This window comes from Desulfuromusa ferrireducens (assembly GCF_055389805.1).
Genome location: NZ_AP042415.1, coordinates 2,786,718 through 2,807,240 on the forward strand (window position 1 = coordinate 2,786,718; position 20,523 = coordinate 2,807,240).

Genomic DNA, 20,523 nt, shown 5'->3' on the forward strand with positions numbered 1-20,523 from the left:
TGTTTCAGTGTAACTCTATTATGACTGGATAAGAAATGTTTGCCTCGAAAAAAGATATTGTTGGTATCGATGTCGGCTCTAGTGCTGTGAAGTTGGTGCGCTTGCGAGAGTCTCGCGGTAATTTCCATTTGGTAAATATTGGGATCATGCCTTTGGCGCCAGAAACTATCGTCGATAATACCATCATGGATTCAACGTCTATAGTGGATTCTATCGGAAATCTGATGGTAGGGATGAAGGTTAAGGCAAAGAGGGTCGCCACCTCCGTTTCCGGACATTCTGTCATCATACGAAAGATTATGCTGCCAATTATGACGGAGGATGAGCTCGAGTCTTCCATCCAGTGGGAGGCTGAGCAGTATATTCCATTTGATATCTCCGAAGTGAATATAGACTTTCAAATTATAGGTCCTGACTCTAAAGACCCATCACAGATGAACGTCATGCTGGTTGCCGCGAAGAAAGATTTTGTCGACGATTTTGTGGCCGTTTTTTCTGAAGCGGGTTTAGAGCCTGTGGTGATGGACATTGACTGTTTCGCAGTCGAGAATATGTTTGATTATAATTATGGCTTTGTCGATGATGAAGTTGTTGCGCTGATCGATTTGGGTGCAAGCGCAACAAGCGTCAATGTCCTTAAGGGTGAGGTTTCGGTTTTTACCCGTGATATTCAGGCCGGTGGAAATCTCCTGAGTGAGGAACTGCAAAAGCGACTCGGTGTGAGTAGCGAAGATGCAGAAAGGGCAAAGTTAGGAGGCCGGGATATTGCTGATGTAGATGCTGATTCAATCGAAGAGGTGTTGACTGACGCAATTGAAAATCTGGTGCAGGAGGTTCAGCGCTCTCTCGATTTCTTTACTGCCACCTCAAGCGAAGATAGGGTTTCTAAGGTTTATTTGACTGGTGGTGTTTCAAGCTCTGACCAGATACGGGAGGCCTTGGAGAGTAGACTTGGGATCCCCGTTGAGCGCGCGAACCCGTTCCGCAACCTGACCATAAATGAAAAAGAGTTCGACAGTGAGTACCTCAATGCAATCAGTCCAATGTTTTCTGTGGCCACTGGTTTGGCAATGAGGAAGGTGGGGGACAAATGATTCGGATAAACCTACTGCCAGTCAGGGCGGCTCAGAAAAAAGAAAAACTACGTTCGCAGCTGTCAATTCTATTTCTTTGTCTCCTTCTGGTTGGTGTCGGCTGTGGAGCTATTTATGTCCAGCAGATGTTGGCCATTGGTGACATAAAGGCAGAGCTTTCTGATTTGGACCAGAAGAATGCGGCATTACGTAAAAAGCTTGGTGATGTTGCTAATTTTGGGAAAAAGAAAAAAGAGCTGCAGCAGAAACTTGATGTTTTGACTGAGTTAAAGGATGGAAAAGCCGGTCCAGTACATTTACTCGATGAGTTAGCCCGTGCCTTGCCAAATAAGGTATGGTTAACCCAGTTTTCTGAAGGCTCAGGGAGGGTGAATCTGGCTGGTTTTGGAGATACTGAAGAAACCGTTGCTATTTTCATGGATAGCTTGGAGCGTTCTCCATATTTCAGAAATGTCGAATTGTCAATTACGGAGCAGGCATCTGTTGGTGATATTAAAATGCAGAAGTTTACCCTCAAATGCCAAACAGAAAAGCCAAAACCCAATTAAGGTGGGGTTGAATTAATGGACGCACGTGTTGAGAAAACTTTAAATCTACCAATGTATCAGAGAGCTCTGATTGTCGTGGTACTGATGGTTGTTCTTGTTGCTGGGTTTTACTTTCTTCTTTATCAGGGACAAGTGGATGAATACGATAGCTTTGTCCAGCGGCGCGATTCTGCTCAGGTTCTTTTGAAGAAGAATCAACGGATTGCCGATAAACTCGATGTTTACCGAGAAGAATATTTCAAACTGCAGGAAGAGTTGAATAAAGCTCTGGATGAACTTCCTCTTAAGAAAGAAATCCCAAGTCTGTTAACTAATATTGGTGCATTGGCCAAGGCTAAGGGGCTGGATATTCTACGATTTAAGCCGCAGGGCGAAGCTGCTAAGGGGTTCTATGCCGAGGTTCCCGTTGAGTTGAAGCTCTCGGGTTCTTATCACCAGGCCGCACTTTTTTTCGACGCTGTGGGTAATATGGAGAGGATAGTAAATATCCAGGGTCTTAAAATGGGCAGCGCTAAAGAAATTGATGGACGAACAACACTTTCTATTGATTGTCGCGCAATTACTTTCCGTTTTCTCGAGGGGAGTGGGCAATGATACTTCAGAAAGGTGGTAAGCGGGGATGATTTGGGCTATTAGTTTATTGCGGATGTCCATATTGATTGTATGTGGTTTTGCCGTTTTAGGATGTATTCCAACGTCAGGGTTCGCTCAGGACGCGGAGGCACTACAAGCCGAAATAAAAGAAGTCACAACGAAACCCAAGTTTGTCTACAGCCCAAGAAGTCGTGACCCTTTTGTACCGCTTTTTCAGCAAATTCATAAGAAGAATGGTAAAGCTGAGAGAGATAAAGGTCCGTTAGAAAAGTATGAATTGAGCCAGTTTCGGTTGATGGCTCTTTTGATTGTTGAAGGCTCGCCAAGGGCGATGGTAAAGGCTCCCGATGGGAAAGGTTATACCGTTAAACCTGGCGATCTGATCGGAGCCAATGGTGGAGTCGTTAAGCGCATTGAAACAAAAACGGTTGTCGTTAGCGAGTCCAGTGGTCAGCGGATTGAGAAGAGTCCTGATCAGGTCGTTGTTGAGGAAACCGGCGTAGATAACTTTACCGGAAAAGAGTTTAAGGAATATCGCTATATACAGATGTAGGTTTGGGGGTGTGCCGAGCCAAACTTTGTTCACGACTGATTTTTTAGGGGAATAAATATGAGAAGAAGCGTTGTGCTCCTCAGTGTGGTTATTTTGACGATGATTACAGTTCTGGTGCCTATGTTGTGGGCTGCAGACTCGGTTACTCTAGTCACTGTCACCGAAAAAAAAGCTGAGCTTAAAGCCAGTGCCGGTGTTGAAAAGATACGTTATTTTACGCTCGATGCCCCTAAGCGTTTGGTGGTTGATTTGTACGGTGTTCAACCGGGCCAGCATAGCGATAACTTCTCACTGACTGACGGCTTTAAAACTTTAAGGGTTGGTCCTTATGAAGACAAAACACGCTTTGTGTTTGATGTCGCAGGGACTGTTTTTCCAACGTTCAATGTGGATACGGACAATGAACAGGTCGTTGTTACTTGGCAGGCGACTCAAAACGTAGTTCGACAAGTACGTTCCGAGCCTGTTACCACTGGTAGTGCTCAGGTTACAGCGCTCGATTTTTCTTCTGAAGTTGGTCAATCCAAGTTGTTGATCAGTTTAACTGGTGCATCTGAGGCGACACCACTTGTTCGCGACAATAATAAGGTTCTTTTTTCCTTAAAGAACTCAACTCTTCCGCGAGCCTTAAGACGATCCTTTGATACTCTGGCTTTTCCGAGTGCGATCCATTCTGTTGTCCCTTACCTGGTTAATATCGGCGGTCAACCTGAGGTACGTTTTACTGTAACGTTAAAGGCTGAGGTTCCCTATAAACTTCAGAAAGTTGCCGGGGGCTACGCTTTTATTGTCGATGATGGTCAATTTGCGTCTGCGACTCCAGCAATGACTGGATTGCTGCCGCTTGCTGTTGAGGGTGGGCAACCGGTGACGGTTGATTCCTCATTTGTTGGGACCGACGCTGCTCCCCGTCTGCCATTGCTGCTTCCGTCACCTGTGCCGGATTTTGATCAGGTTGCCGCTGATGGTCCCATGTATACTGGGGTGAAGACCTCTCTGGTTTTCGACAATGCGGATGTCAAAGACATCCTTCGTTTGATTGCAGAAATCAGTAATTTGAATATTATCGCCTCAGATGATGTTGCGGGTAATGTGACTCTCCGTTTGATTGATGTCCCTTGGGATCAGGCATTAAAACTGGTTCTTGACGTAACTAATCTAGGGATGCTGCGGGAAGGTAATGTCATTCGTATTTTACCAAAAAGTAAAATACGGACAATGAAAGAAGCCGAAATGACGGCTGCTCGCTCGCAGGAGAAATTGGAACCACTGGTAACTGAAGTCGTCAGTGTCAGTTATGCAGATCTGGCGAGTGTTTCAGTCCCAACCAAAGAAACTTTGAGTGAGCGCGGCAGTTTAACCGAGGATAATCGTAATAAGCTCTTGATTATAACTGATGTTCCGTTACGGATTCAGGCCGCCAGGGATTTGATCAAAATTCTCGATACGCCAGAACGTCAGGTAATGATTGAGGCAAGAATCGTTGAGGTTAACTCTGAATATTCTCGTGAGTTAGGTGTAAACTGGGGGCTTGAACATACGAATGTTGTTGATGCCAGCATAGACATGACTACGGGCGGGAGCTTCTTACTCGGTACCGCACTCGGTACTAATGGTTTAGGTGCTGGGTTTAGCTTTGCTGACATTGGAATCGATAACACTGCCTTGGATATGCGGATATCTGCCCTTGAGGCAAGTACTGACTTAAAGGTTATCTCAACACCAAGGGTTACCACACTCAATGGTCAAGAGGCGACTATAAGTCAAGGGACTGAAGTACCGTATCAGACTGTAGAAGATGGTGAGGTTAAAATTGAATTCAAGGAAATTGTTCTTGAATTGAAAGTTACTCCTGTTATCAATCCTGACGGCAGTGTGATTTTGACAATCTCGGCAAAAAATGATTCCCCGATTACCGGTTCTCAAGCTTTGACAAAAAAATCAGCCGAAACTATCGTTTTAGTTAACGATGGAGAAACGACGGTTTTAGGCGGTATTTTTGTTGAGCGTGAAGGGTCTGGTCATGATGGTGTCCCCTTTCTGGGTTCGATACCGATTTTGGGACATTTATTTAAATCGACTATAAAAACTGTTGCAAAAGACGAATTGTTGATTTTTATAACACCGCATATTCTTGATAATAACTAGTGGATAGAATAGATAATTTACAGAGGGCAGGGAAACCTGCCCTTTTTTTTTAATGATTATTTAAGAACATTATTCCTTGAATTTCATTTTATGGATTGTTCAATGCTAGAAAAAATTATTGTTCCTTTAGGACATCGTAGCTATCCAATCTTAATTGGGTCAGAAATTATTGGCTCTCTTGGTGCAAATTTACTTGAAATAGATTTTCCACGTCGGGTTGCGATTATTTCAAATCCCGTGGTGAGTGGACTTTATGGTGAGGCAGTTCGCAAGTCACTTAAGGAGTCTGGTTTTGACTTTCTTGAAATTAACCTTCCGGATGGTGAACAATATAAAAACCTGCAAACGATTGAACTTATCTATGATGAGTTGATACGTAATAATTTTGATCGTAGTACGGGCTTGATAGCTCTTGGCGGCGGTGTTATTGGCGATATGGTTGGCTTTGCCGCCGCGACATTCTTGCGGGGAGTTCCTTTTGTGCAGGTGCCGACGACTTTGCTATCCCAGGTTGATAGCTCTGTCGGGGGGAAGACCGGTGTCAATCATGCTTTGGGGAAAAACCTGATCGGGGCATTTAATCAACCGGAACTTGTTCTTATTGATGTTGCGACTCTAGATACCCTTGATCCGCGTGAAGTCTCCGCCGGGATGGCTGAAGTTGTTAAGTATGGGGTTATTAAAGACAGGGATTTCTTTGCCTGGTTAGAGGTAAATTATTTATCATTGCAACAACGCAATGTTGCGGCGCTGATTTCCGCAGTAAAGAGATCTTGTCAAATAAAAGCTGATATTGTAGAAATTGATGAAAAAGAAGGTTCAGTCCGTGCTTTTTTGAACTATGGACACACTTTTGGTCATGCCATCGAGTTTTTGTCCGGTTATGGTCAATGGAAGCATGGTGAGGCTGTCGCTGTCGGAATGGTTGTGGCTGCACGTATTTCAGCGCATCGGAAGCTTTGTCGTCAAGAGGATGTCGACCGTCTTATTGCCTTACTTAAATCGCTTGATTTACCGATTAATCCCCCTGATTACACTCTGGACGAATATGTTGCAGCAATGCAACGGGACAAAAAAGTAAAACATGGCTCCTTGACGCTGGTATTAAATAAGCAGATTGGAGACGTAACCTTAGAAAAAATATCGGATATTTCTGCCGTATTCTCGGAAATATTGACCCCGTGAGAGGGTATTATGACTGAACCGAATCAGCAAAATTCGCTATTGGGTAAAATCGCCGCCTACACAGAAATTCTGGCCAAAGACCCCAAATCTACAATTTTTGTATCTTTAAGTGAAGCATATCGAAAAATGGGTATGTTGGACGATTCGCGTTCGGTCGTTGAGCGGGGGCTCGAATCTCACCAGGATTTTAGCCCCGCCCACATAGTTCTCGGCCGAATTCTTTGTCAACAGGGTGATTATGAAGGGTCAGAAGGTTCTTTTCAGAGGGCTCTCCAATATGATGTCGATAACTTAGCAGCCCTTGTTGGGTATGCTCGTTTATCCATTTTGCTGGGTCGAGAAGGGAAAGCTCGCGATTTGTTGCTTGCTGCCCGTAGATTGAGTCCTGCTGATCCGATTATTAATAAACTCCTGCTCTCTCTCCCCCAAGCCCAAGCCCAAGCCGAAGCCCAAGCCCAAGCCGAAGCCCAAGCCCAAGCCCAAGCCGAAGCCGAAGCCGAAGCCCAAGCCCAAGCCCAAGCCCAAGCCCAAGCCCAAGCCCAAGCCCAAGCCCAAGCCGAAGCCCAAGCCCAAGCCCAAGCCCAAGCCCAAGCCCAAGCCCAAGCCCAAGCCGAGGAATCCTTTGTAACCTCAGCCCCTGATGGTGATATGACGACGCCCGCTAACGAGGTCGTGGTAAATTCGCCGCTGATTTCAGGGACTCTCGCAGAGCTTTATTTGAAGCAGGGGTTAGTTCCGCAGGCGTTGGAGGTTTATCGCCAACTTTCTGCCAAAGATCCCAATAACTTTCTTCTCCGGCGTAAAATCCGTGATATTGAGGAAGGTCAAATTGAATCGTTGCCAATTGACAACACTGAACCTAGTGCTGTTGAATTTGCTGGAGACCGGGAAGAGTCAATTGCTGTGGATGTCATTGATGAGACACCGCAGGTAAAACATGAGGATGAACTGGCGGATTCGCCAATTGTTGGAAGGGAGACAGTTGCCCCAAGTCAAGCTGCTGGGGTAGATAAATCTCTTGAGACCTTGCACAAATGGCTCGATAGTATTCAACAAAGGAGAGAGGATGTTTAAGAGTATTCTGGAAAATATAGTGAACTCCTGCTCTGGTGGTGTCGGGGCCATTTTGATGGGTTATGACGGTATCGCAATTGATCAGTATGTTATTGATGATGTGTCTCTTGATTTGAATCTGGTTGCAATTGAGTACTCAAACGTCACGAAAGAAATCAGAAAAGCCGCTGAAGTTCTTGAAACCGGAGAATTGCAGGAAGTCGCTATTAAGACAGAGCATTATTTTGTAATTATATATGCGCTTACCGATGATTATTTTGTCGCTTTGACGATCAATCGGAACGGTAACTATGGTCAGGGACGTTATCTGCTGATGCGTGATGCCGGTAGCTTAAGAGAGGCCTTGGCATAACCGATGAAGATACTTGTGGTCAATGGGCCCAACCTGAATTTGCTGGGGACGCGCGAGCCGGAAATATACGGGCATGATACGCTCGATCACGTCATGCAAGCACTTACCTCTGAGGCCGCCGGTTTGGGGGTTAACCTTGAGAGCTTTCAAGCTAATGGCGAGGGAACCTTAATTGACCGGATTCACCAAGCTAAACTCGAAAACTGCGTTGGTATTATAATCAATCCTGGTGGTTATACTCATACCAGTATCGCATTACGGGATGCCATCTCCGGCGTCGATTTACCAACGGTAGAGATCCATTTGTCAAACATCCATGCCCGCGAGCAGTTTAGGCAACACTCGTATATTGCTCCGGTCGCTATCGGCCAGATCTGTGGTTTCGGGTCATTTGGTTATAGTCTCGCTTTGCGTGCTTTATTGAAGCAGATCCAGGGGGCCTGACTTGTTTGCAGATCGGGTATGCAAAGTTCGACAGTTACTGAGCACTGAAAATCTGGACGCCTTGATTTTTTTTGGCTTGCCGACGATACGTTATCTCTGTGGATTTACTGGGAGTGATGGTGTGTTGTTGGTGACAGCTGACGAATCGATTTTTTTAACCGACTCCCGTTATCAATGCCAGGCGCAACAACAAGTTTCTGCTAATCACAGCATTTGTTATAAAAATAAATTTTCGTCGATTGTTACAGAGTTATCGACAAAAAAGCTCAGAAGAATTGGGTTTGATGCTGATAATTTGTCGGTTGCGGCATTTGATGATTTATCTAAGCTGGGTAATGGCACTCTTGATTGGTCCCCTCTTGGTGATAAGCTGCGTTCTTTAAGAGTGTGTAAAAGTGCTGCAGAGCTAACATCACTAAAAAAGGCTGCGGCTATGAATAGAGCCGCCTTTGAAGAGGTGCGTCCACTTATCCGTCCAGGTGTTTCAGAGCGGATGCTTGCATTAGAGCTTGAATTTTCCTTGAAGCGCTTAGGTGGTGAATGTAATGCATTCGATTTTATCGTCGCTTCTGGGCTCCGCGGAGCTTTGCCGCATGGCATTGCCAGTGAAAAGTTGTTACAATCCGGTGAATTGGTGACAATTGATTTCGGTACGCGAGTCGAAGGGTACTTTTCAGATGAAACCGTTACTCTGGCACTCGGAGAAACTGATGGAAACCTTCGACAAATTTTTGATATCGTGTTAAAAGCTCATGATTTAGCTCTTGATGCAGTTCAGCCGGGAATGGAACTCTCTGATCTTGATGCTGTTGCTAGAGATTATATTTCGTCTCAGGGTTATGGTGACTATTTCGGGCACGGGTTAGGGCATGGAGTGGGGTTGGAAATCCATGAGTACCCAGCAGTATCTCCGCGCACCGCTGCGCAGGTTTTGGAGGGGATGGTTATAACTATTGAACCGGGTATTTATATTCCGGGGACCGGTGGTGTCAGAATAGAGGACACTGTCGTTGTGACTGCTGATGGTTGTGAGGTGTTGACCAGTATCCCCAAACAATATAATCAAATAGGGACTGTGTAGATTTTGCCCTAATAACCATTGGTACCATCTGGCTGCCGCGGGCAGCCGATTTTTTTGGGATCTTTCCCAGGAGGAAAAAAGAATGGAAATCAAGGACTTGAAAAGTCTGATCAAAATGGTGACAGATACCGATATCACCGAATTTAAAATCGAAAACAAAGACGAGAAAATTCTGATCAAGCGGGGCCAGGATAAAGAAATCATTCATGTTGCTGCCCCAGCTGCTGCCGTTGTCGCTGCCCCGGCTGCTGTTGCCGCTCCGGCTGCTGCCGTTGCCGCTCCGGCTGTTGATGATAAGTATGATGCCATCCCATCGCCAATTGTTGGTACTTTTTATCGCAAACCGTCCCCTGATGCGGCTGTTTTTTCTGAGGTTGGTGATATTGTCGAAGCTGGACAGGTGCTTTGTTTGGTTGAAGCAATGAAGATGTTCAACGAGATTGAGGCAGAATACAAATGTAAGATCGTCGAAATTGTCAAGGATGATGCCTCGCCGGTTGAGTACGGCGAAACACTGTTCCTTGTCGAGCGGCTCTAGACCTGCTCATTTGTTTTGTAACAGTGAACAATAACCGGCGTAGTCCGGTTTGTCATGGAGTCATAGACGATGTTTCATAAAATTTTGATTGCCAATCGTGGGGAGATCGCCCTGCGGATCATCCGAGCTTGTAAAGAGATGGGGATCAAGACTGTGGCGGTCCACTCCGACGTTGATAGCGAAGCGTTGCACGTCAGTTTGGCTGATGAAAGTATTTGCATCGGTCCCGCAGCAAGTGCCGATAGCTATCTGAATATGAAGGCAATTATCAGTGCTGCTCAAGTTGCGGACGCTGATGCAATTCATCCCGGCTACGGTTTTCTTTCGGAGAATGCGGAGTTCGCCGAAATTTGCGAACAGTGTGGAATCACTTTCATCGGTCCTACCGCAGAAAATATGCGCCGTATGGGGGATAAAATTTCTGCTCGTCAAACGGTTACCGAAGCAGGGGTCCCTATTCTGCCGGGCACCAACAAAAGCGTCGAAACCACCGAAGAGGCACAGAGAATTGCCGATGAAATCGGCTATCCGGTTATCATTAAGGCATCAGCTGGTGGCGGTGGGCGAGGAATGAAAATCGTTCATTCTCCTGCGTCTCTTGCTAACGCCCTAGCAACTGCACGTACTGAAGCGCAGGCCGGTTTTGGCAAAGCGGATGTTTATATCGAAAAATTCTGTGAGCATCCTCGTCACGTCGAAATTCAGGTTCTCGGGGATAAGCACGGTAACGTTATCCACTTAGGTGAGCGGGACTGTTCCATTCAGCGGCGCCACCAAAAGCTGATAGAGGAAGCACCCTGTCCGGTTTTATCACCTGAGTTGCGGGAAGAAATGGGCGGCTGTGCTGTCGCCGCGGCGAAATCAGTCGGTTATTCCAGTGCTGGTACCGTCGAGTATCTACTTGATACCGATGGCAGCTTTTATTTTATGGAAATGAATACTCGCGTGCAGGTTGAGCACCCGGTGACCGAAATGGTGACCGGTGTCGATATTATCAAAGAGCAGATAAACTCGGCTGCTGGGATCCCACTCCGTTATCAGCAATCCGATATCAAAATCAGTGGCCATGCTATCGAGTGCCGGATTAATGCTGAGGATCCTGAGAAGTTTACCCCTTTCCCAGGAAAAATTACCGGGTATCATACCCCCGGTGGTATGGGTGTTAGGGTAGAAAGTGCCATGTACGATCAGTATACGGTGCTGCCTCATTACGATTCGATGATCGGCAAGTTGATTGTTCATGCGGAAACCCGTGAAGAAGCAATCACGCGAATGGCTTGTGCTCTAGACGAGTACATCATCGAAGGGATTAAGACGACCATTCCGTTCCATCAGAAAATGATGACCAACAAGGCATTTATCGATGGCGATTTTGATACCAATTTCCTCGAACGGGTCAAAATCTGATTTTTATGAATTGATTGATAGATGACAACAGGTGGGGTTTTCCCCGCCTGTTGTTATTTAATTGAAGCGATAACGTCTGGATTGCCTATGAATCCTACAGCGGGATTAACTGTCGGACATATCCCATATCTGAACTGCGTCCCCTTTTTTCACTACCTCCGTGAAAGCGGTTTTGGTGGGGACCTTGTTTCGGGCGTACCTTCAGCATTGAATCAAATGCTACAACAGGGGGGGCTTGATATCAGTCCCTCCTCCTCCTTCGAATATGCCCGCAACTGGCAGGATTACCTGTTGCTTCCCGGACATTCCATCTCATCAATCGGGCCAGTCGAAAGTGTTTTGCTCTTTTCTCCGGACGAATTGACAAGCCTGGAAGGTCAGTCGATTGCGATTACCGGTGAATCTGCGACCTCAATCAATCTTTTACGAATTATCCTGCGCGAATTTATCGGTCTTAAAGATGTTCGTGATGCTGTTCCCGTCGATCCCGTTGAGGTTTTGATCGCCCAACGAAAGCCCGCTCTGCTAATCGGAGACCGGGCTCTGCGGCTTGCTGCTAATCTTCCAGAAGGAATGCGGATCTTCGATTTAGGAGGACTCTGGCATCAGTACACCGGCCTGCCATTTGTTTTTGCCTTATGGATGGTTCGGCGGACTTCTATCTCCAGTTTCCCGGTAGAACTATCCGAACTGTCGGGTCAGTTATGCCAATCACTCGATCGTGTTTTAGGTGCACCGCAGCACATTGCAAATCTGGTTGCCGAATCCTCCGGTTTGTCTATGGCGAGAATCGTCGATTACTGGCACAGTATCGATTACCGTCTCAATAACGAACATCTGGAAGGCCTGCATTTGTTTTTCGGTCTCTGCGTAAAACACCAGCTGTTGCCGCAAAAACCACCAATCGAATTCTTTCAGCTTTCTGAGTCCGTCATAGCAGATTAGCAGTTGACAGAGCGCAAAGATTCACTAATATAGGGGCCACTTGCCCGGGTGGCGGAACTGGTAGACGCAAGGGACTTAAAATCCCTCGAGCGCAAGCTTGTACGAGTTCGATTCTCGTCCCGGGTACCATTTAAAAACAGCTACTTAGCCTTTTGGGCCGAGTAGCTGTTTTCTTTTCTGTCTATACTTTCATCTATACTTTGTCTTTTGATTGGCCCGTGAGTGGCCCACGGGTTGAGGTGAACGCCCGCCGAAGGCTCAAGCCTTCTAGAAGGTGGGGGGGGGGGGGCTAAAAGGCGAACACCGGCGGGCAACTGGTTGTTTGTTGAAAGCATAAATCAGCATACCTAGGGCTAGAGGTTCTGCACGTTAATGCAACCTTCTCTCCTGGCCTAAATGATAGCTTGGACTGCTAGCCTTGCGAACCGGCGGCGTATTAACATGTACCCAGCCTTCAGATCGCTCGAACATTGCGATATCCCCGGATTCGATCAAGGTTGTCAGCATAAATTTAGTTACATAGTCATACGTACCGTCTTGGTGCACTGCTCGTAATAGCATAGACCCACCTCCCACTTAGCGATGAAGTAGTTACTCTTTATGCTCTATTGTAGCATTACATTCATTGTTTTGATTTTTTGCTATATTCCCGCGACCGTCACGCAAGACTTGCTGACAATGCCATAGCCCTGTTGGGGCTTGGCTACATAAGCAGTTTCGATATCTAGGCGGCTTCGATGGTTAGCTCGTCCAGGGCAAGGCCGAAGACTCCGTATTTTTGCATGGTGTAGGATTTAAATTCCCTCTGGTGCTTCTCTCGACATTGCACTGAAAAGCCCCGGCAGCTGCCGGGGCTGCAGGTGGTAGATAATGGGAACGAATATAATATTTATGTAGGTTTATTTTTCCTATTCACACTCGGCAGGGATAATTATTTAAGTATTATCAGTTTGTTACAGTCCTTCTTCAAGATTAAGTCAGCCATCTGTATGGTTTATGGTGTATGCCTTCAATATACTAATTAGCCGCACGACGAATCGCTTAACCCACCGAGCCAATAATTTTGTCTTGTAAAAATAGTTAGTTATGGTGACCGCCTGTTGTTTTTCGGCGTTGGCACAATTGCTGCAATGTATAGAGGGTAAGGTCAACGAAGCCAGGATCGCAGGCTAATTTATAAACACGGAGGATCTTATGAAAAACATTCTGCGTAATGCCCTTATCGCCCTGTTCACTTGTTCATCATCCGCTTTTGCTGCCGAAACTGTGGCCAGTAATGATGGCGGGTTTCTTCTTATTCTGTTCGGCGGCTTCTTTGCCTTGATCATTGTTTCTCAGCTGGTTCCGGCAACTATCTTGTTTTTCGGCATGCTCAAAGGTTTGTTCCAGCGCGATCACAAGGAAGAAAAACACCTCAGCTGAGGTGGCGGGAAGGGGCCGATTTTAATGTGCGGAAAGGGTGTCGTCATGCAAGGACTTCTCATAGCAAACAAGAATCGTGACTCACGGGATCGCTTGGCGGAGCTTTTTGTAGAGGATGATGTCCATGTCGAAACCACTGACTCGGTGGTTGACGGGCTTGAAGGTATTCTCAACAAGACTACTCAGGTTGTTGTTTTGGGTGGGGATTTCGATGAGATACATGTCGCGAAGCTGGTTCCTCTCCTGAAAAAATGTAATCGGTACCTTTCGATTATCCTGATTTCGGATGAGATATCGATCAATCTGCTGCGCCGGATACGCAAGGAGGGAATTTTTTATCATGCCTTGAAACCGGCCGGTGATGAGGGCCGAGAAGAAATACATCAAGCTGTAAGTTGTGCTTTTAGAACCTATCAGGCGAATATTAACTCACCAAAACCTACATCTCTTAAGGAGGAAACCATGTTGAACGTCAAGTCAATTCTCACTACTCTGTCGCTCATTCTGATGTCGGTTCCGGCAATGGCTGCTGACACAAGCAAGGTTTATAACAGCGGTATCCTGGTTCTTCTGTTCGTTGGTTTCTGTGCCCTGCTGGTTGTGGCACAACTGCTGCCAGCCGTTATGAACCTGTTTGGTATGACCAAAAAAGCTGCAAAAAGTGCTGCCAGCAAGAAAAATCAAACTGACGGAGCCCAAAAGCACTAAATATGGAATGTTGGCTTCACTGAAAAACTGACAACAAAAAGGGCGGCCATTTCGGCCGCCCTCAGATCACTGACAAACCCCATATTTTCGGATATGGGGTTTGTTTTGCTGAACCTTCGAGGGACGTAGTTGTGCGAGTGCTGGGGGGCAGATCTTCACATTTGACAGCATTATTTTATTCTCTGTATGTCAAATGGCCACTCGGCTAGTTATTTGGGGGGCAGAATCTTCCTCAAGTGTTTAAAAGCAATTTTTGTAAACGGACACTTTCTTGGACCAATATTGGATAATTGCTGTTTAACAATAAGAAAATACAAAGAACCTGGGTGATTAAATATCACTCGCTTGGGTGATAGGTGTGAAGTGAACGTGAATCCGAGAGGCCACTATTGATACTAAGTAGACCTGAGTAGGTTTGGAGGGAACCAGCAGCTTTTCCAGTAAATACGGAACCATACTGAACGGTACTAACGGATTCAGCCCATAGGTATTGCACTTAAAATCCCTCGAGCGCAAGCTTGTACGAGTTCGATTCTCGTCCCGGGTACCATATATAAAAACGGACAGTTAGGGTTTTCCTACTGTCCGTTTTTTTGTTATGCTTTTGTAGTTTTGTATTCGAATCAGCTAATTTGCTCCCAGCATATGAATGATTGGAATTTATGTATGAAGGTTAACGTCAAGCTCATTGGAGCCTTCCGGGTCGGGCGGTTTAAGGAAAAGGTATGTGATTGTCGCTCTGAAGCTTCGGTTCGAGAGATCGTTGACAGTTTGCAGTTGCCGGAACAGATTCTTGGTTTTGCGTTGATAAACGGGGTCCATGCTGAATTTGAGGATCTTTTGCAAGAGGGCGATAGTTTGACGATTCTGCCGATACTTGATGGCGGTTGATTGGTATCCGTTTTGTCTGTGATTCGTTGCTGTTTTACTCATGAAATGAACAGGGAGATCTCTTATGAAATTCACGACCACTGATCCTGCGGCAAATCCGGCCGCAGTTACCTACCGACGTTGCACCGTTGATCTGCAAACAGGTGAGATGGTTTACGCTGATGTGGCGTGTCGCAACCTGGAAGATGTGCTCGGTGGTTTCGGCCGCTCCTTTCAGGATCTGGCGCAGCGCAAAATTGAAGCTGCCTATTGCGACCAGAATCCGTTGATCGTCAACACCGGTCTTTTGACCGGCAGCAGTGCCATGACCGCCATGCGTACCTACTTTTCCGGTTACAGTCCGATCAAGGGCTCGAAGGCGGGATTGCCGGCGGCGATGTGGGCGACCGGCAGTGGTAAATTCGGCGCCAAATTCAAGTGGACCGGTTTGGATGAGTTGATCTTCGAGAACCGCTCCACTACGCCGCTTTACGCGGTGATCAAAGAGACCGCCGACGGCCCGCAGGTTGAACTGAAACCGGCCGAGCATCTGCTGGGCCTTTCGACCCACGACAAGATCATGGTGCTGCAAAAAGAGTATGATAACGCCCACTTTGCTGCCATCGGTCAGGCTGGTGAGAATTGGCAGAATAACTACATGGGCGCAGTCGCCCTGTCGACGGAAAATCAGCTTAAATCAAAGGAAGATAAGTGCCGTTTCGCCGGACGTGGCGGCATGGGTTCCTTGATGGGCTACAAGAACATTCTCGCCCTGGTGGCGCAGAGTACAGATAAGGTCAGCAAGCTCAGCGAAGCGGTCAAAAAGGTCAATCTCAATGTCATCAAGGGTGGTGGTTCGGCACGTATCCAGCCCTTAAAACGTGGCGGAGGTGGCGGCACCTGGGCGGCCTACGACGTGCTGCAGGAATTCCACGCCGTGCCGGTCAATAACTTTCGGCCGCAGGGCAATGCTATCCCCGAGAAGCTGTTCCGCGAGAACGTCGAGCCCAACTACGATATCAAGACTGAGGCTTGCTACCGTTGCGGGATCACCTGCCATAACAATATCTCCGAGAAGAACGCCGATGGCAGCCGTGGCGAGTTTCTGGCCAAGTTCGATTATGAGCCGCTCAACCTGCTCGGTACCAACATCGGCATTCACGAAGCCGGTCAGGCTGCCCGACTTATTCAACTTTGCGACAATTACGGCATGGATTCCATCTCCCTTGGTGTCACCATCTCCTATGCGATGGCTTACAACCAGCGTCATCCAGAAAAACCGATTCTCAACGGCGCGACCTTTGGCGATTACCAAAAGGCGCGCGAGCTGATTATCGAAGCCGGGGAGGGCAGACTGCCGGAAATCGGCAAAGGCTCGATGCGTCTGTCGGAAAGTTGCGGCGAGACCTCCTACGCATATCACGTCAAGGGTTTGGAGATTGCCGCCTACCAGCCGGAAACCAATCCAGGTTACGCCTGGGCGATTGCCGGTGGCCACATGTCGATGGGGACCTACGGCCTGTTAACCCGCGAAGGCAAGGCGGATATCGAGTCCTGGGTCAAAGGGATTACCGAAGACAAGCTGCATATCGTCGGCTTTGACATGATCGGTCTGTGTAAATTCTTCGATATCGCCAAAGGCATCGGCACCGAAATGGTCGTCGATTGCCTGAAAAGCGAGTTCGGTTTTGAGGTAACGACCGATGCGATCCGAGGTGCCGTCCATCGGGCCTTCTTGCGCGGTCTGGCCTTAGAGTTGCGCCAGGGTTACAGCAAGGCTGAATTCTGTCTGCCGGCCGAAGTGCATGAAGATCCGAACCCGAACATCAAGTTGCCGAATATCACCAGCCCGGAATTTCTCGCCGAACTGGAGATGCGGGTTTGGGAAATATTCGAACCGCAACTGGAAGGAATTCTCGACTGAGTTGTTTTTATGGGGATGATTTAAATGCAGGGTGTACGGGGAGCGGCCAAGGGGCTGGCTCCCCGTTTTGGTTTTAATCTCTATCCGCTTGACAGCCCAGCAGTCAATAGTTACTTTATGGTAACTATTGACTGCTGGGAACTTCTCTGGAGGCAGTATGGCAACACTGACCGACCGTCAGCAGCAGGTTTATGATTTTATTGTCCAGTATCTGGAAGGACAGGGCTATGCGCCAACTCTGCAGGAGATTGCCGGGCACCTCAGGATACGTGGCAACCTTGGGGTGATTCGTCACCTGACGGCGTTGGAGAAAAAGGGGTATATCCGCCGCAGTAGCGGCAGCTCGCGGGGGATTGTGCTGCTCGGGCGCAGCTCCGCTGTGGCCCTGCCGGTGGTCGGCAGCGTTCAGGCGGGGGAACTTTCCGAAGCACTGGAGGATATCGAGGGCTATTTGGCGGTCGATCCTTCGTTGGTGCGGGGAGAGGGGGCTTTTGTGTTGCGGGTAAGGGGTGATTCGATGATTGAAGCACAGATTGCTCCCGGCGATCTGGCCATCGTCCGGCCGCAGGCAACGGCTGATGATGGTGATATCGTCGTCGCGATGTTGGAGGGGGAGGCAACCCTCAAGCGCTTTTTTCGTCAGGCTGACTCGATCCGGCTGCAGCCGGAGAACAGTCGCTTGCAGCCGATTATCCTGCGTCCTGAAGATGGTGAGGTGGTGATCCTCGGCAAGGTGACCGGTATTGTTCGTTCGCTGGTCTCGTGATGCTGGTGTGGGTATTTGTATTGACACGTTTGGTTCCCAAAAGCAGGAGAGTATTTAGTGGTTGAGAAAAAAACCGAAGGTGATCAAGGCAACGGCGCAAAGCTACCGATGTTTAGCGAATCTGTGGCTGCTGGCTTCCCGAGTCCGGCGACCGATTATTGTGAGTCCCGCCTTGATTTAAACGATCTTTGTGTAAAACATCCTGCGGCGACTTATTTTGTCCGTGCCCAAGGTGATTCGATGTGTGATGCCGGAATCTTCCCCGGTGATGTGTTGGTTGTTGATCGCTCCCTGACGGCGAAACACGGTGATATCGTGATTGCCACATGGAACGGTGAGCTGACCGTCAAGAGGTTGGAAACAAAGCCAAAGCTGCGTTTAATGCCGATGAATGCTAACTACTCGCCGGTCGAGATTCCCGAAGACACCGATATCGAAATATTCGGTGTCGCGACCACGGCGGTTCACTCGTTGCGCAATCTATGACCGCGGTTTTTGCTTTAGTTGACTGCAATAATTTTTACGCCAGCTGTGAACGGCTGTTCAACCCTTCCTTGAAAAATGCCCCGATTCTCGTCCTGTCCAATAATGACGGCTGTGTCGTCGCCAGAAGTCAAGAATGTAAAAAGCTGGGTATAAAAATGGCGGTTCCGGCTTTTAAAATTGAACACCTCATCAGGCAGCACAAGCTAAAGGTGTTTTCTTCCAACTACGCTCTCTACGGTGATATCTCCTCGCGGGTGATGGCCACGCTTGAGTCGCTGGCTCCGCAGATAGAGGTTTACTCCATCGATGAGGCGTTTTTGGACCTGAGCGGGTTTCTTTTCGCAGAGTCGCTTGAAGGGTACGGGCAAAAAATACGTCAAACCGTGGAACAGCACGTCGGGATTGCTGTTTGTGTGGGGTTGGCGCCAACCAAAACATTGGCCAAGCTGGCGAATAATGCGGCTAAAAAATATGCAGCTACCGGCGGTGTTGTTGACTTGACTGATCCGCAGCGGCAGCAGCGTTTAATGGATATTACTCCGGTTGGTGATGTCTGGGGGGTTGGTCGGAAAAGTGCCGAAAAGTTGAATCGACTTGGCGTGAAAACGGTTCTCCAGTTGGCACGGATGGATAGGAAATATGCCCAACAGCGTTTTTCTATCGGGCTGGTGAAGACGATCGATGAGTTGAACGGATTGCCGCGTTTTTCACTGGACGATAGCCCGGCAGCCAAAAAACAGCTGCTGTGCTCCCGCTCGTTTGCGGAGCGTATCACGGACTATGATTCTTTACGCGAAACTGTTTGTGAATTTGCTGCCAGGGCCGCAGAGCGTCTGAGGGATGGTGGGCAGGCCTGTGGTGCGGTCAACGTTTTTATTCGAACCAGTATGTTTAACGCCAGCGAGCCTTGCTACACAAATACTGCCACAGGGAAATTGTCCTCTCCCCGATCGGACACCAGGGCCATTTTGAAGGTTGCGACCGAGCTCTTTGATTCAATCTGGCGGGAGGGCTATCGATACGCCAAGGCTGGTGTGATGTTGGGCGATTTGTGCGGCCGGGAGAGGGGGCAACTAGATCTTTTTGCTGATGCATCTCTGCAAATCAAAAGTGATGAGCTGATGTCGGCTATTGATCGGATAAATCAAGGTGGACGAGGCAAAATATGGTTTGGTGGGCAGCGGCAGAAAGAAGACTGGTTTATGAAGCGGGTCAATCTTTCTCCCGCATATACGACTAGGTGGGATGACTTACCAGTGGTCGGTTGAGGGTGTGTGAGTGATTCTCCCTTGGTTAGAAGGTTTTTTTGCAGCATGTTGAACTGTTGTATTTTGCTAAAATTTTCGTCTGGGTGAAATTTTGTAGTGCAAGAAATCGATTAGTAAAAATAGTTGCTCGTCCCGCCATCGAAAATAAATTTTTCTCAAAATCGGAAATTTTTCATATTTTCCGGACACTTCCCTTCTGTTTTAGTGCTTGATGGCCGTGATTGGCATGAGCGTTAACAGAACGTCTTTATAAAAATGGAGAATCGGATTCTGGTCTTCCATATCGGTTATAAAGAGAGATTTCTGGGTTTTGCCGCTTTTGACCGATAATCACATGAGGAAGAACCTGAGTTCCATGGTATGGGCGGCTATATGTAAGTTTGCTGTTCTCAATAATTACTTAAAAAAAGGAATATTGCTGTATTTTGTAGTTGTAGATTTAGTTAATATCAATACGATTGCTTATTTGTGGCTAAATGTAATAAATAAAAATGTAGAAAATTTATGTTAATAGATATAGCAGTAAAAACGTTTTTATTATCTATGTAGTTAATTCTTTAAAATAAGCTAAAGCTTCTGATAATAAAGATCATGAATGATTAGTTGGTAGCATATAGAAGAAAAACAAACATGTTTTTAAGTTTTACTAAAAATGACAATCTAAAAACAGTCAAATTCAATGTAGCTAAACTTTTTTACTATTACGATAATGGTTATTTTTTCTTGACCGTAATCAAGGTGATTGGTAATGTCCAAACCTCGTTTTATAAAAATTATTGTCGATAAGACTGGAGGATACTATGAACAATCTCACTATGGGCGTAGAGAACATTGTTTCTACTAACGGGATCACTATTTCAATTGTTGGGATAATCATCGTTTTTGCAGCGTTGTCAATTATCGCCCTCTTTATCGCTATGCTCCCCAAGCTCATGCCCTTGACCGAAAAACTCTTCCCTGTAGAAGAACACCCACATGGTGCCCCTACGGTCAGTAAAAGTTCCGACCATGAAGAGGTCCTCGCAGCCATCGCATATGCACTTTTCCACAAGCAAGCGGAATCGCTGCCAGCGAAATAAATCGAACGACACAGAACACTACCCAAACTCCCAGAGC

The 20,523-nt window shown here is 47.1% G+C and carries 22 protein-coding genes and 1 tRNA gene; 22 read left to right on the forward strand and 1 reads right to left on the reverse strand.

The window, feature by feature from the left end; all coding sequences use genetic code 11:
• Window positions 1-35 precede the first annotated feature (35 nt).
• The 14 genes from pilM (at window position 36) to ACZ5PT_RS12605 (ending at window position 12,092) form a co-directional block, all read left to right on the forward strand.
• The gene (gene pilM / locus ACZ5PT_RS12540; RefSeq protein ID WP_464263376.1) at window positions 36-1,094 is read left to right on the forward strand and encodes a type IV pilus biogenesis protein PilM; all 1,059 of its coding nucleotides are present in this window, start codon (window positions 36-38) and stop codon (window positions 1,092-1,094) included.
• On the forward strand, window positions 1,091-1,642 hold the full coding sequence (locus ACZ5PT_RS12545; protein ID WP_464263377.1) for a PilN domain-containing protein: 552 nt from the start codon (window positions 1,091-1,093) through the stop codon (window positions 1,640-1,642). The genes pilM and ACZ5PT_RS12545 overlap by 4 nt, the downstream gene beginning before the upstream one ends.
• Before the next feature lie 15 nt (window positions 1,643-1,657).
• On the forward strand, window positions 1,658-2,236 hold the full coding sequence (locus ACZ5PT_RS12550) for a type IV pilus inner membrane component PilO (RefSeq protein WP_464263378.1): 579 nt from the start codon (window positions 1,658-1,660) through the stop codon (window positions 2,234-2,236).
• 25 nt (window positions 2,237-2,261) lie between these two features.
• Window positions 2,262-2,789 (forward strand): pilus assembly protein PilP, encoded by a 528-nt coding sequence (locus ACZ5PT_RS12555; RefSeq protein ID WP_464263379.1) that lies wholly within the window; start codon window positions 2,262-2,264, stop codon window positions 2,787-2,789.
• A gap of 57 nt (window positions 2,790-2,846) precedes the next feature.
• Window positions 2,847-4,937, forward strand: a complete 2,091-nt coding sequence (pilQ, locus tag ACZ5PT_RS12560; protein ID WP_464263380.1) for a type IV pilus secretin PilQ — start codon at window positions 2,847-2,849, stop codon at window positions 4,935-4,937.
• Between the two features lie 102 nt (window positions 4,938-5,039).
• Window positions 5,040-6,122 (forward strand): 3-dehydroquinate synthase, encoded by a 1,083-nt coding sequence (gene aroB, locus ACZ5PT_RS12565; protein ID WP_464263381.1) that lies wholly within the window; start codon window positions 5,040-5,042, stop codon window positions 6,120-6,122.
• Between the two features lie 9 nt (window positions 6,123-6,131).
• Window positions 6,132-7,196, forward strand: a complete 1,065-nt coding sequence (locus ACZ5PT_RS12570; protein WP_464263382.1) for a tetratricopeptide repeat protein — start codon at window positions 6,132-6,134, stop codon at window positions 7,194-7,196.
• Window positions 7,189-7,548, forward strand: a complete 360-nt coding sequence (locus tag ACZ5PT_RS12575; RefSeq protein WP_464263383.1) for a roadblock/LC7 domain-containing protein — start codon at window positions 7,189-7,191, stop codon at window positions 7,546-7,548. The genes ACZ5PT_RS12570 and ACZ5PT_RS12575 overlap by 8 nt, the downstream gene beginning before the upstream one ends.
• Window positions 7,549-7,551: 3 nt before the next feature.
• On the forward strand, window positions 7,552-7,992 hold the full coding sequence (gene aroQ / locus ACZ5PT_RS12580; RefSeq protein WP_464263384.1) for a type II 3-dehydroquinate dehydratase: 441 nt from the start codon (window positions 7,552-7,554) through the stop codon (window positions 7,990-7,992).
• 1 nt (window position 7,993) lies between these two features.
• Window positions 7,994-9,073 carry a M24 family metallopeptidase gene (locus ACZ5PT_RS12585; RefSeq protein WP_464263385.1) on the forward strand — a complete coding sequence of 360 codons (1,080 nt, stop codon included), beginning with the start codon at window positions 7,994-7,996 and terminating at the stop codon, window positions 9,071-9,073.
• 82 nt (window positions 9,074-9,155) lie between these two features.
• Window positions 9,156-9,611 carry an acetyl-CoA carboxylase biotin carboxyl carrier protein gene (gene accB / locus ACZ5PT_RS12590; protein ID WP_464263386.1) on the forward strand — a complete coding sequence of 152 codons (456 nt, stop codon included), beginning with the start codon at window positions 9,156-9,158 and terminating at the stop codon, window positions 9,609-9,611.
• Between the two features lie 69 nt (window positions 9,612-9,680).
• Window positions 9,681-11,018 (forward strand): acetyl-CoA carboxylase biotin carboxylase subunit, encoded by a 1,338-nt coding sequence (gene accC / locus ACZ5PT_RS12595; RefSeq protein ID WP_464263387.1) that lies wholly within the window; start codon window positions 9,681-9,683, stop codon window positions 11,016-11,018.
• A gap of 87 nt (window positions 11,019-11,105) precedes the next feature.
• Window positions 11,106-11,963: a menaquinone biosynthetic enzyme MqnA/MqnD family protein gene (locus tag ACZ5PT_RS12600; protein WP_464263388.1), complete on the forward strand. Its 858-nt coding sequence runs from the start codon at window positions 11,106-11,108 to the stop codon at window positions 11,961-11,963.
• A 42-nt stretch (window positions 11,964-12,005) separates the two neighbouring features.
• Window positions 12,006-12,092: transfer RNA gene (locus tag ACZ5PT_RS12605), tRNA-Leu, on the forward strand.
• A 240-nt stretch (window positions 12,093-12,332) separates the two neighbouring features.
• On the opposite strand, the gene ACZ5PT_RS12610 is transcribed toward ACZ5PT_RS12605, so the two are convergent.
• Window positions 12,333-12,524, reverse strand: coding sequence for a GSU3473 family protein (locus ACZ5PT_RS12610; protein ID WP_464263389.1), 192 nt, complete (start codon window positions 12,522-12,524; stop codon window positions 12,333-12,335).
• 633 nt (window positions 12,525-13,157) lie between these two features.
• Between ACZ5PT_RS12610 and ACZ5PT_RS12615 the strand changes: the two genes are divergently transcribed.
• The 8 genes from ACZ5PT_RS12615 to ACZ5PT_RS12650 all read left to right on the forward strand — a co-directional run bounded on the left by ACZ5PT_RS12615 (window position 13,158) and on the right by ACZ5PT_RS12650 (window position 20,486).
• Window positions 13,158-13,385: a hypothetical protein gene (locus ACZ5PT_RS12615; RefSeq protein WP_464263390.1), complete on the forward strand. Its 228-nt coding sequence runs from the start codon at window positions 13,158-13,160 to the stop codon at window positions 13,383-13,385.
• A gap of 45 nt (window positions 13,386-13,430) precedes the next feature.
• The gene (locus tag ACZ5PT_RS12620) at window positions 13,431-14,093 is read left to right on the forward strand and encodes a response regulator (RefSeq protein ID WP_464263391.1); all 663 of its coding nucleotides are present in this window, start codon (window positions 13,431-13,433) and stop codon (window positions 14,091-14,093) included.
• Between the two features lie 666 nt (window positions 14,094-14,759).
• Entirely contained in the window at window positions 14,760-14,984 is a 225-nt protein-coding gene (locus ACZ5PT_RS12625; protein WP_464263392.1) for a MoaD/ThiS family protein, read from the forward strand.
• Between the two features lie 64 nt (window positions 14,985-15,048).
• Window positions 15,049-16,887 carry an aldehyde ferredoxin oxidoreductase C-terminal domain-containing protein gene (locus ACZ5PT_RS12630; protein WP_464263393.1) on the forward strand — a complete coding sequence of 613 codons (1,839 nt, stop codon included), beginning with the start codon at window positions 15,049-15,051 and terminating at the stop codon, window positions 16,885-16,887.
• 157 nt (window positions 16,888-17,044) lie between these two features.
• Window positions 17,045-17,653 carry a transcriptional repressor LexA gene (gene lexA / locus ACZ5PT_RS12635; protein WP_464263394.1) on the forward strand — a complete coding sequence of 203 codons (609 nt, stop codon included), beginning with the start codon at window positions 17,045-17,047 and terminating at the stop codon, window positions 17,651-17,653.
• A 108-nt stretch (window positions 17,654-17,761) separates the two neighbouring features.
• Window positions 17,762-18,139: a translesion error-prone DNA polymerase V autoproteolytic subunit gene (umuD, locus tag ACZ5PT_RS12640; RefSeq protein WP_464266739.1), complete on the forward strand. Its 378-nt coding sequence runs from the start codon at window positions 17,762-17,764 to the stop codon at window positions 18,137-18,139.
• Window positions 18,136-19,407: a translesion error-prone DNA polymerase V subunit UmuC gene (umuC, locus tag ACZ5PT_RS12645; protein ID WP_464263395.1), complete on the forward strand. Its 1,272-nt coding sequence runs from the start codon at window positions 18,136-18,138 to the stop codon at window positions 19,405-19,407. Before umuD ends, umuC begins: the two co-directional genes overlap by 4 nt.
• Before the next feature lie 800 nt (window positions 19,408-20,207).
• Window positions 20,208-20,486, forward strand: a complete 279-nt coding sequence (locus ACZ5PT_RS12650; protein ID WP_464263396.1) for an OadG family transporter subunit — start codon at window positions 20,208-20,210, stop codon at window positions 20,484-20,486.
• Window positions 20,487-20,523: the final 37 nt, after the last annotated feature.

Coding starts and splice junctions, on each gene's coding strand:
- ACZ5PT_RS12620 (WP_464263391.1), top strand. CDS start 13,431: ATGCAAGGACTTCTCATAGCAAACAAGAATCGTGACTCACGGGATCGC.
- ACZ5PT_RS12545 (WP_464263377.1), top strand. CDS start 1,091: ATGATTCGGATAAACCTACTGCCAGTCAGGGCGGCTCAGAAAAAAGAA.
- umuD (WP_464266739.1), top strand. CDS start 17,762: ATGTTTAGCGAATCTGTGGCTGCTGGCTTCCCGAGTCCGGCGACCGAT.
- umuC (WP_464263395.1), top strand. CDS start 18,136: ATGACCGCGGTTTTTGCTTTAGTTGACTGCAATAATTTTTACGCCAGC.
- ACZ5PT_RS12555 (WP_464263379.1), top strand. CDS start 2,262: ATGATTTGGGCTATTAGTTTATTGCGGATGTCCATATTGATTGTATGT.
- aroB (WP_464263381.1), top strand. CDS start 5,040: ATGCTAGAAAAAATTATTGTTCCTTTAGGACATCGTAGCTATCCAATC.
- ACZ5PT_RS12625 (WP_464263392.1), top strand. CDS start 14,760: ATGAAGGTTAACGTCAAGCTCATTGGAGCCTTCCGGGTCGGGCGGTTT.
- aroQ (WP_464263384.1), top strand. CDS start 7,552: ATGAAGATACTTGTGGTCAATGGGCCCAACCTGAATTTGCTGGGGACG.
- ACZ5PT_RS12600 (WP_464263388.1), top strand. CDS start 11,106: ATGAATCCTACAGCGGGATTAACTGTCGGACATATCCCATATCTGAAC.
- ACZ5PT_RS12550 (WP_464263378.1), top strand. CDS start 1,658: ATGGACGCACGTGTTGAGAAAACTTTAAATCTACCAATGTATCAGAGA.
- pilQ (WP_464263380.1), top strand. CDS start 2,847: ATGAGAAGAAGCGTTGTGCTCCTCAGTGTGGTTATTTTGACGATGATT.
- ACZ5PT_RS12630 (WP_464263393.1), top strand. CDS start 15,049: ATGAAATTCACGACCACTGATCCTGCGGCAAATCCGGCCGCAGTTACC.
- ACZ5PT_RS12610 (WP_464263389.1), bottom strand. CDS start 12,524: ATGCTATTACGAGCAGTGCACCAAGACGGTACGTATGACTATGTAACT.
- ACZ5PT_RS12575 (WP_464263383.1), top strand. CDS start 7,189: ATGTTTAAGAGTATTCTGGAAAATATAGTGAACTCCTGCTCTGGTGGT.
- ACZ5PT_RS12615 (WP_464263390.1), top strand. CDS start 13,158: ATGAAAAACATTCTGCGTAATGCCCTTATCGCCCTGTTCACTTGTTCA.
- ACZ5PT_RS12650 (WP_464263396.1), top strand. CDS start 20,208: ATGAACAATCTCACTATGGGCGTAGAGAACATTGTTTCTACTAACGGG.
- lexA (WP_464263394.1), top strand. CDS start 17,045: ATGGCAACACTGACCGACCGTCAGCAGCAGGTTTATGATTTTATTGTC.
- pilM (WP_464263376.1), top strand. CDS start 36: ATGTTTGCCTCGAAAAAAGATATTGTTGGTATCGATGTCGGCTCTAGT.
- accC (WP_464263387.1), top strand. CDS start 9,681: ATGTTTCATAAAATTTTGATTGCCAATCGTGGGGAGATCGCCCTGCGG.
- ACZ5PT_RS12570 (WP_464263382.1), top strand. CDS start 6,132: ATGACTGAACCGAATCAGCAAAATTCGCTATTGGGTAAAATCGCCGCC.
- accB (WP_464263386.1), top strand. CDS start 9,156: ATGGAAATCAAGGACTTGAAAAGTCTGATCAAAATGGTGACAGATACC.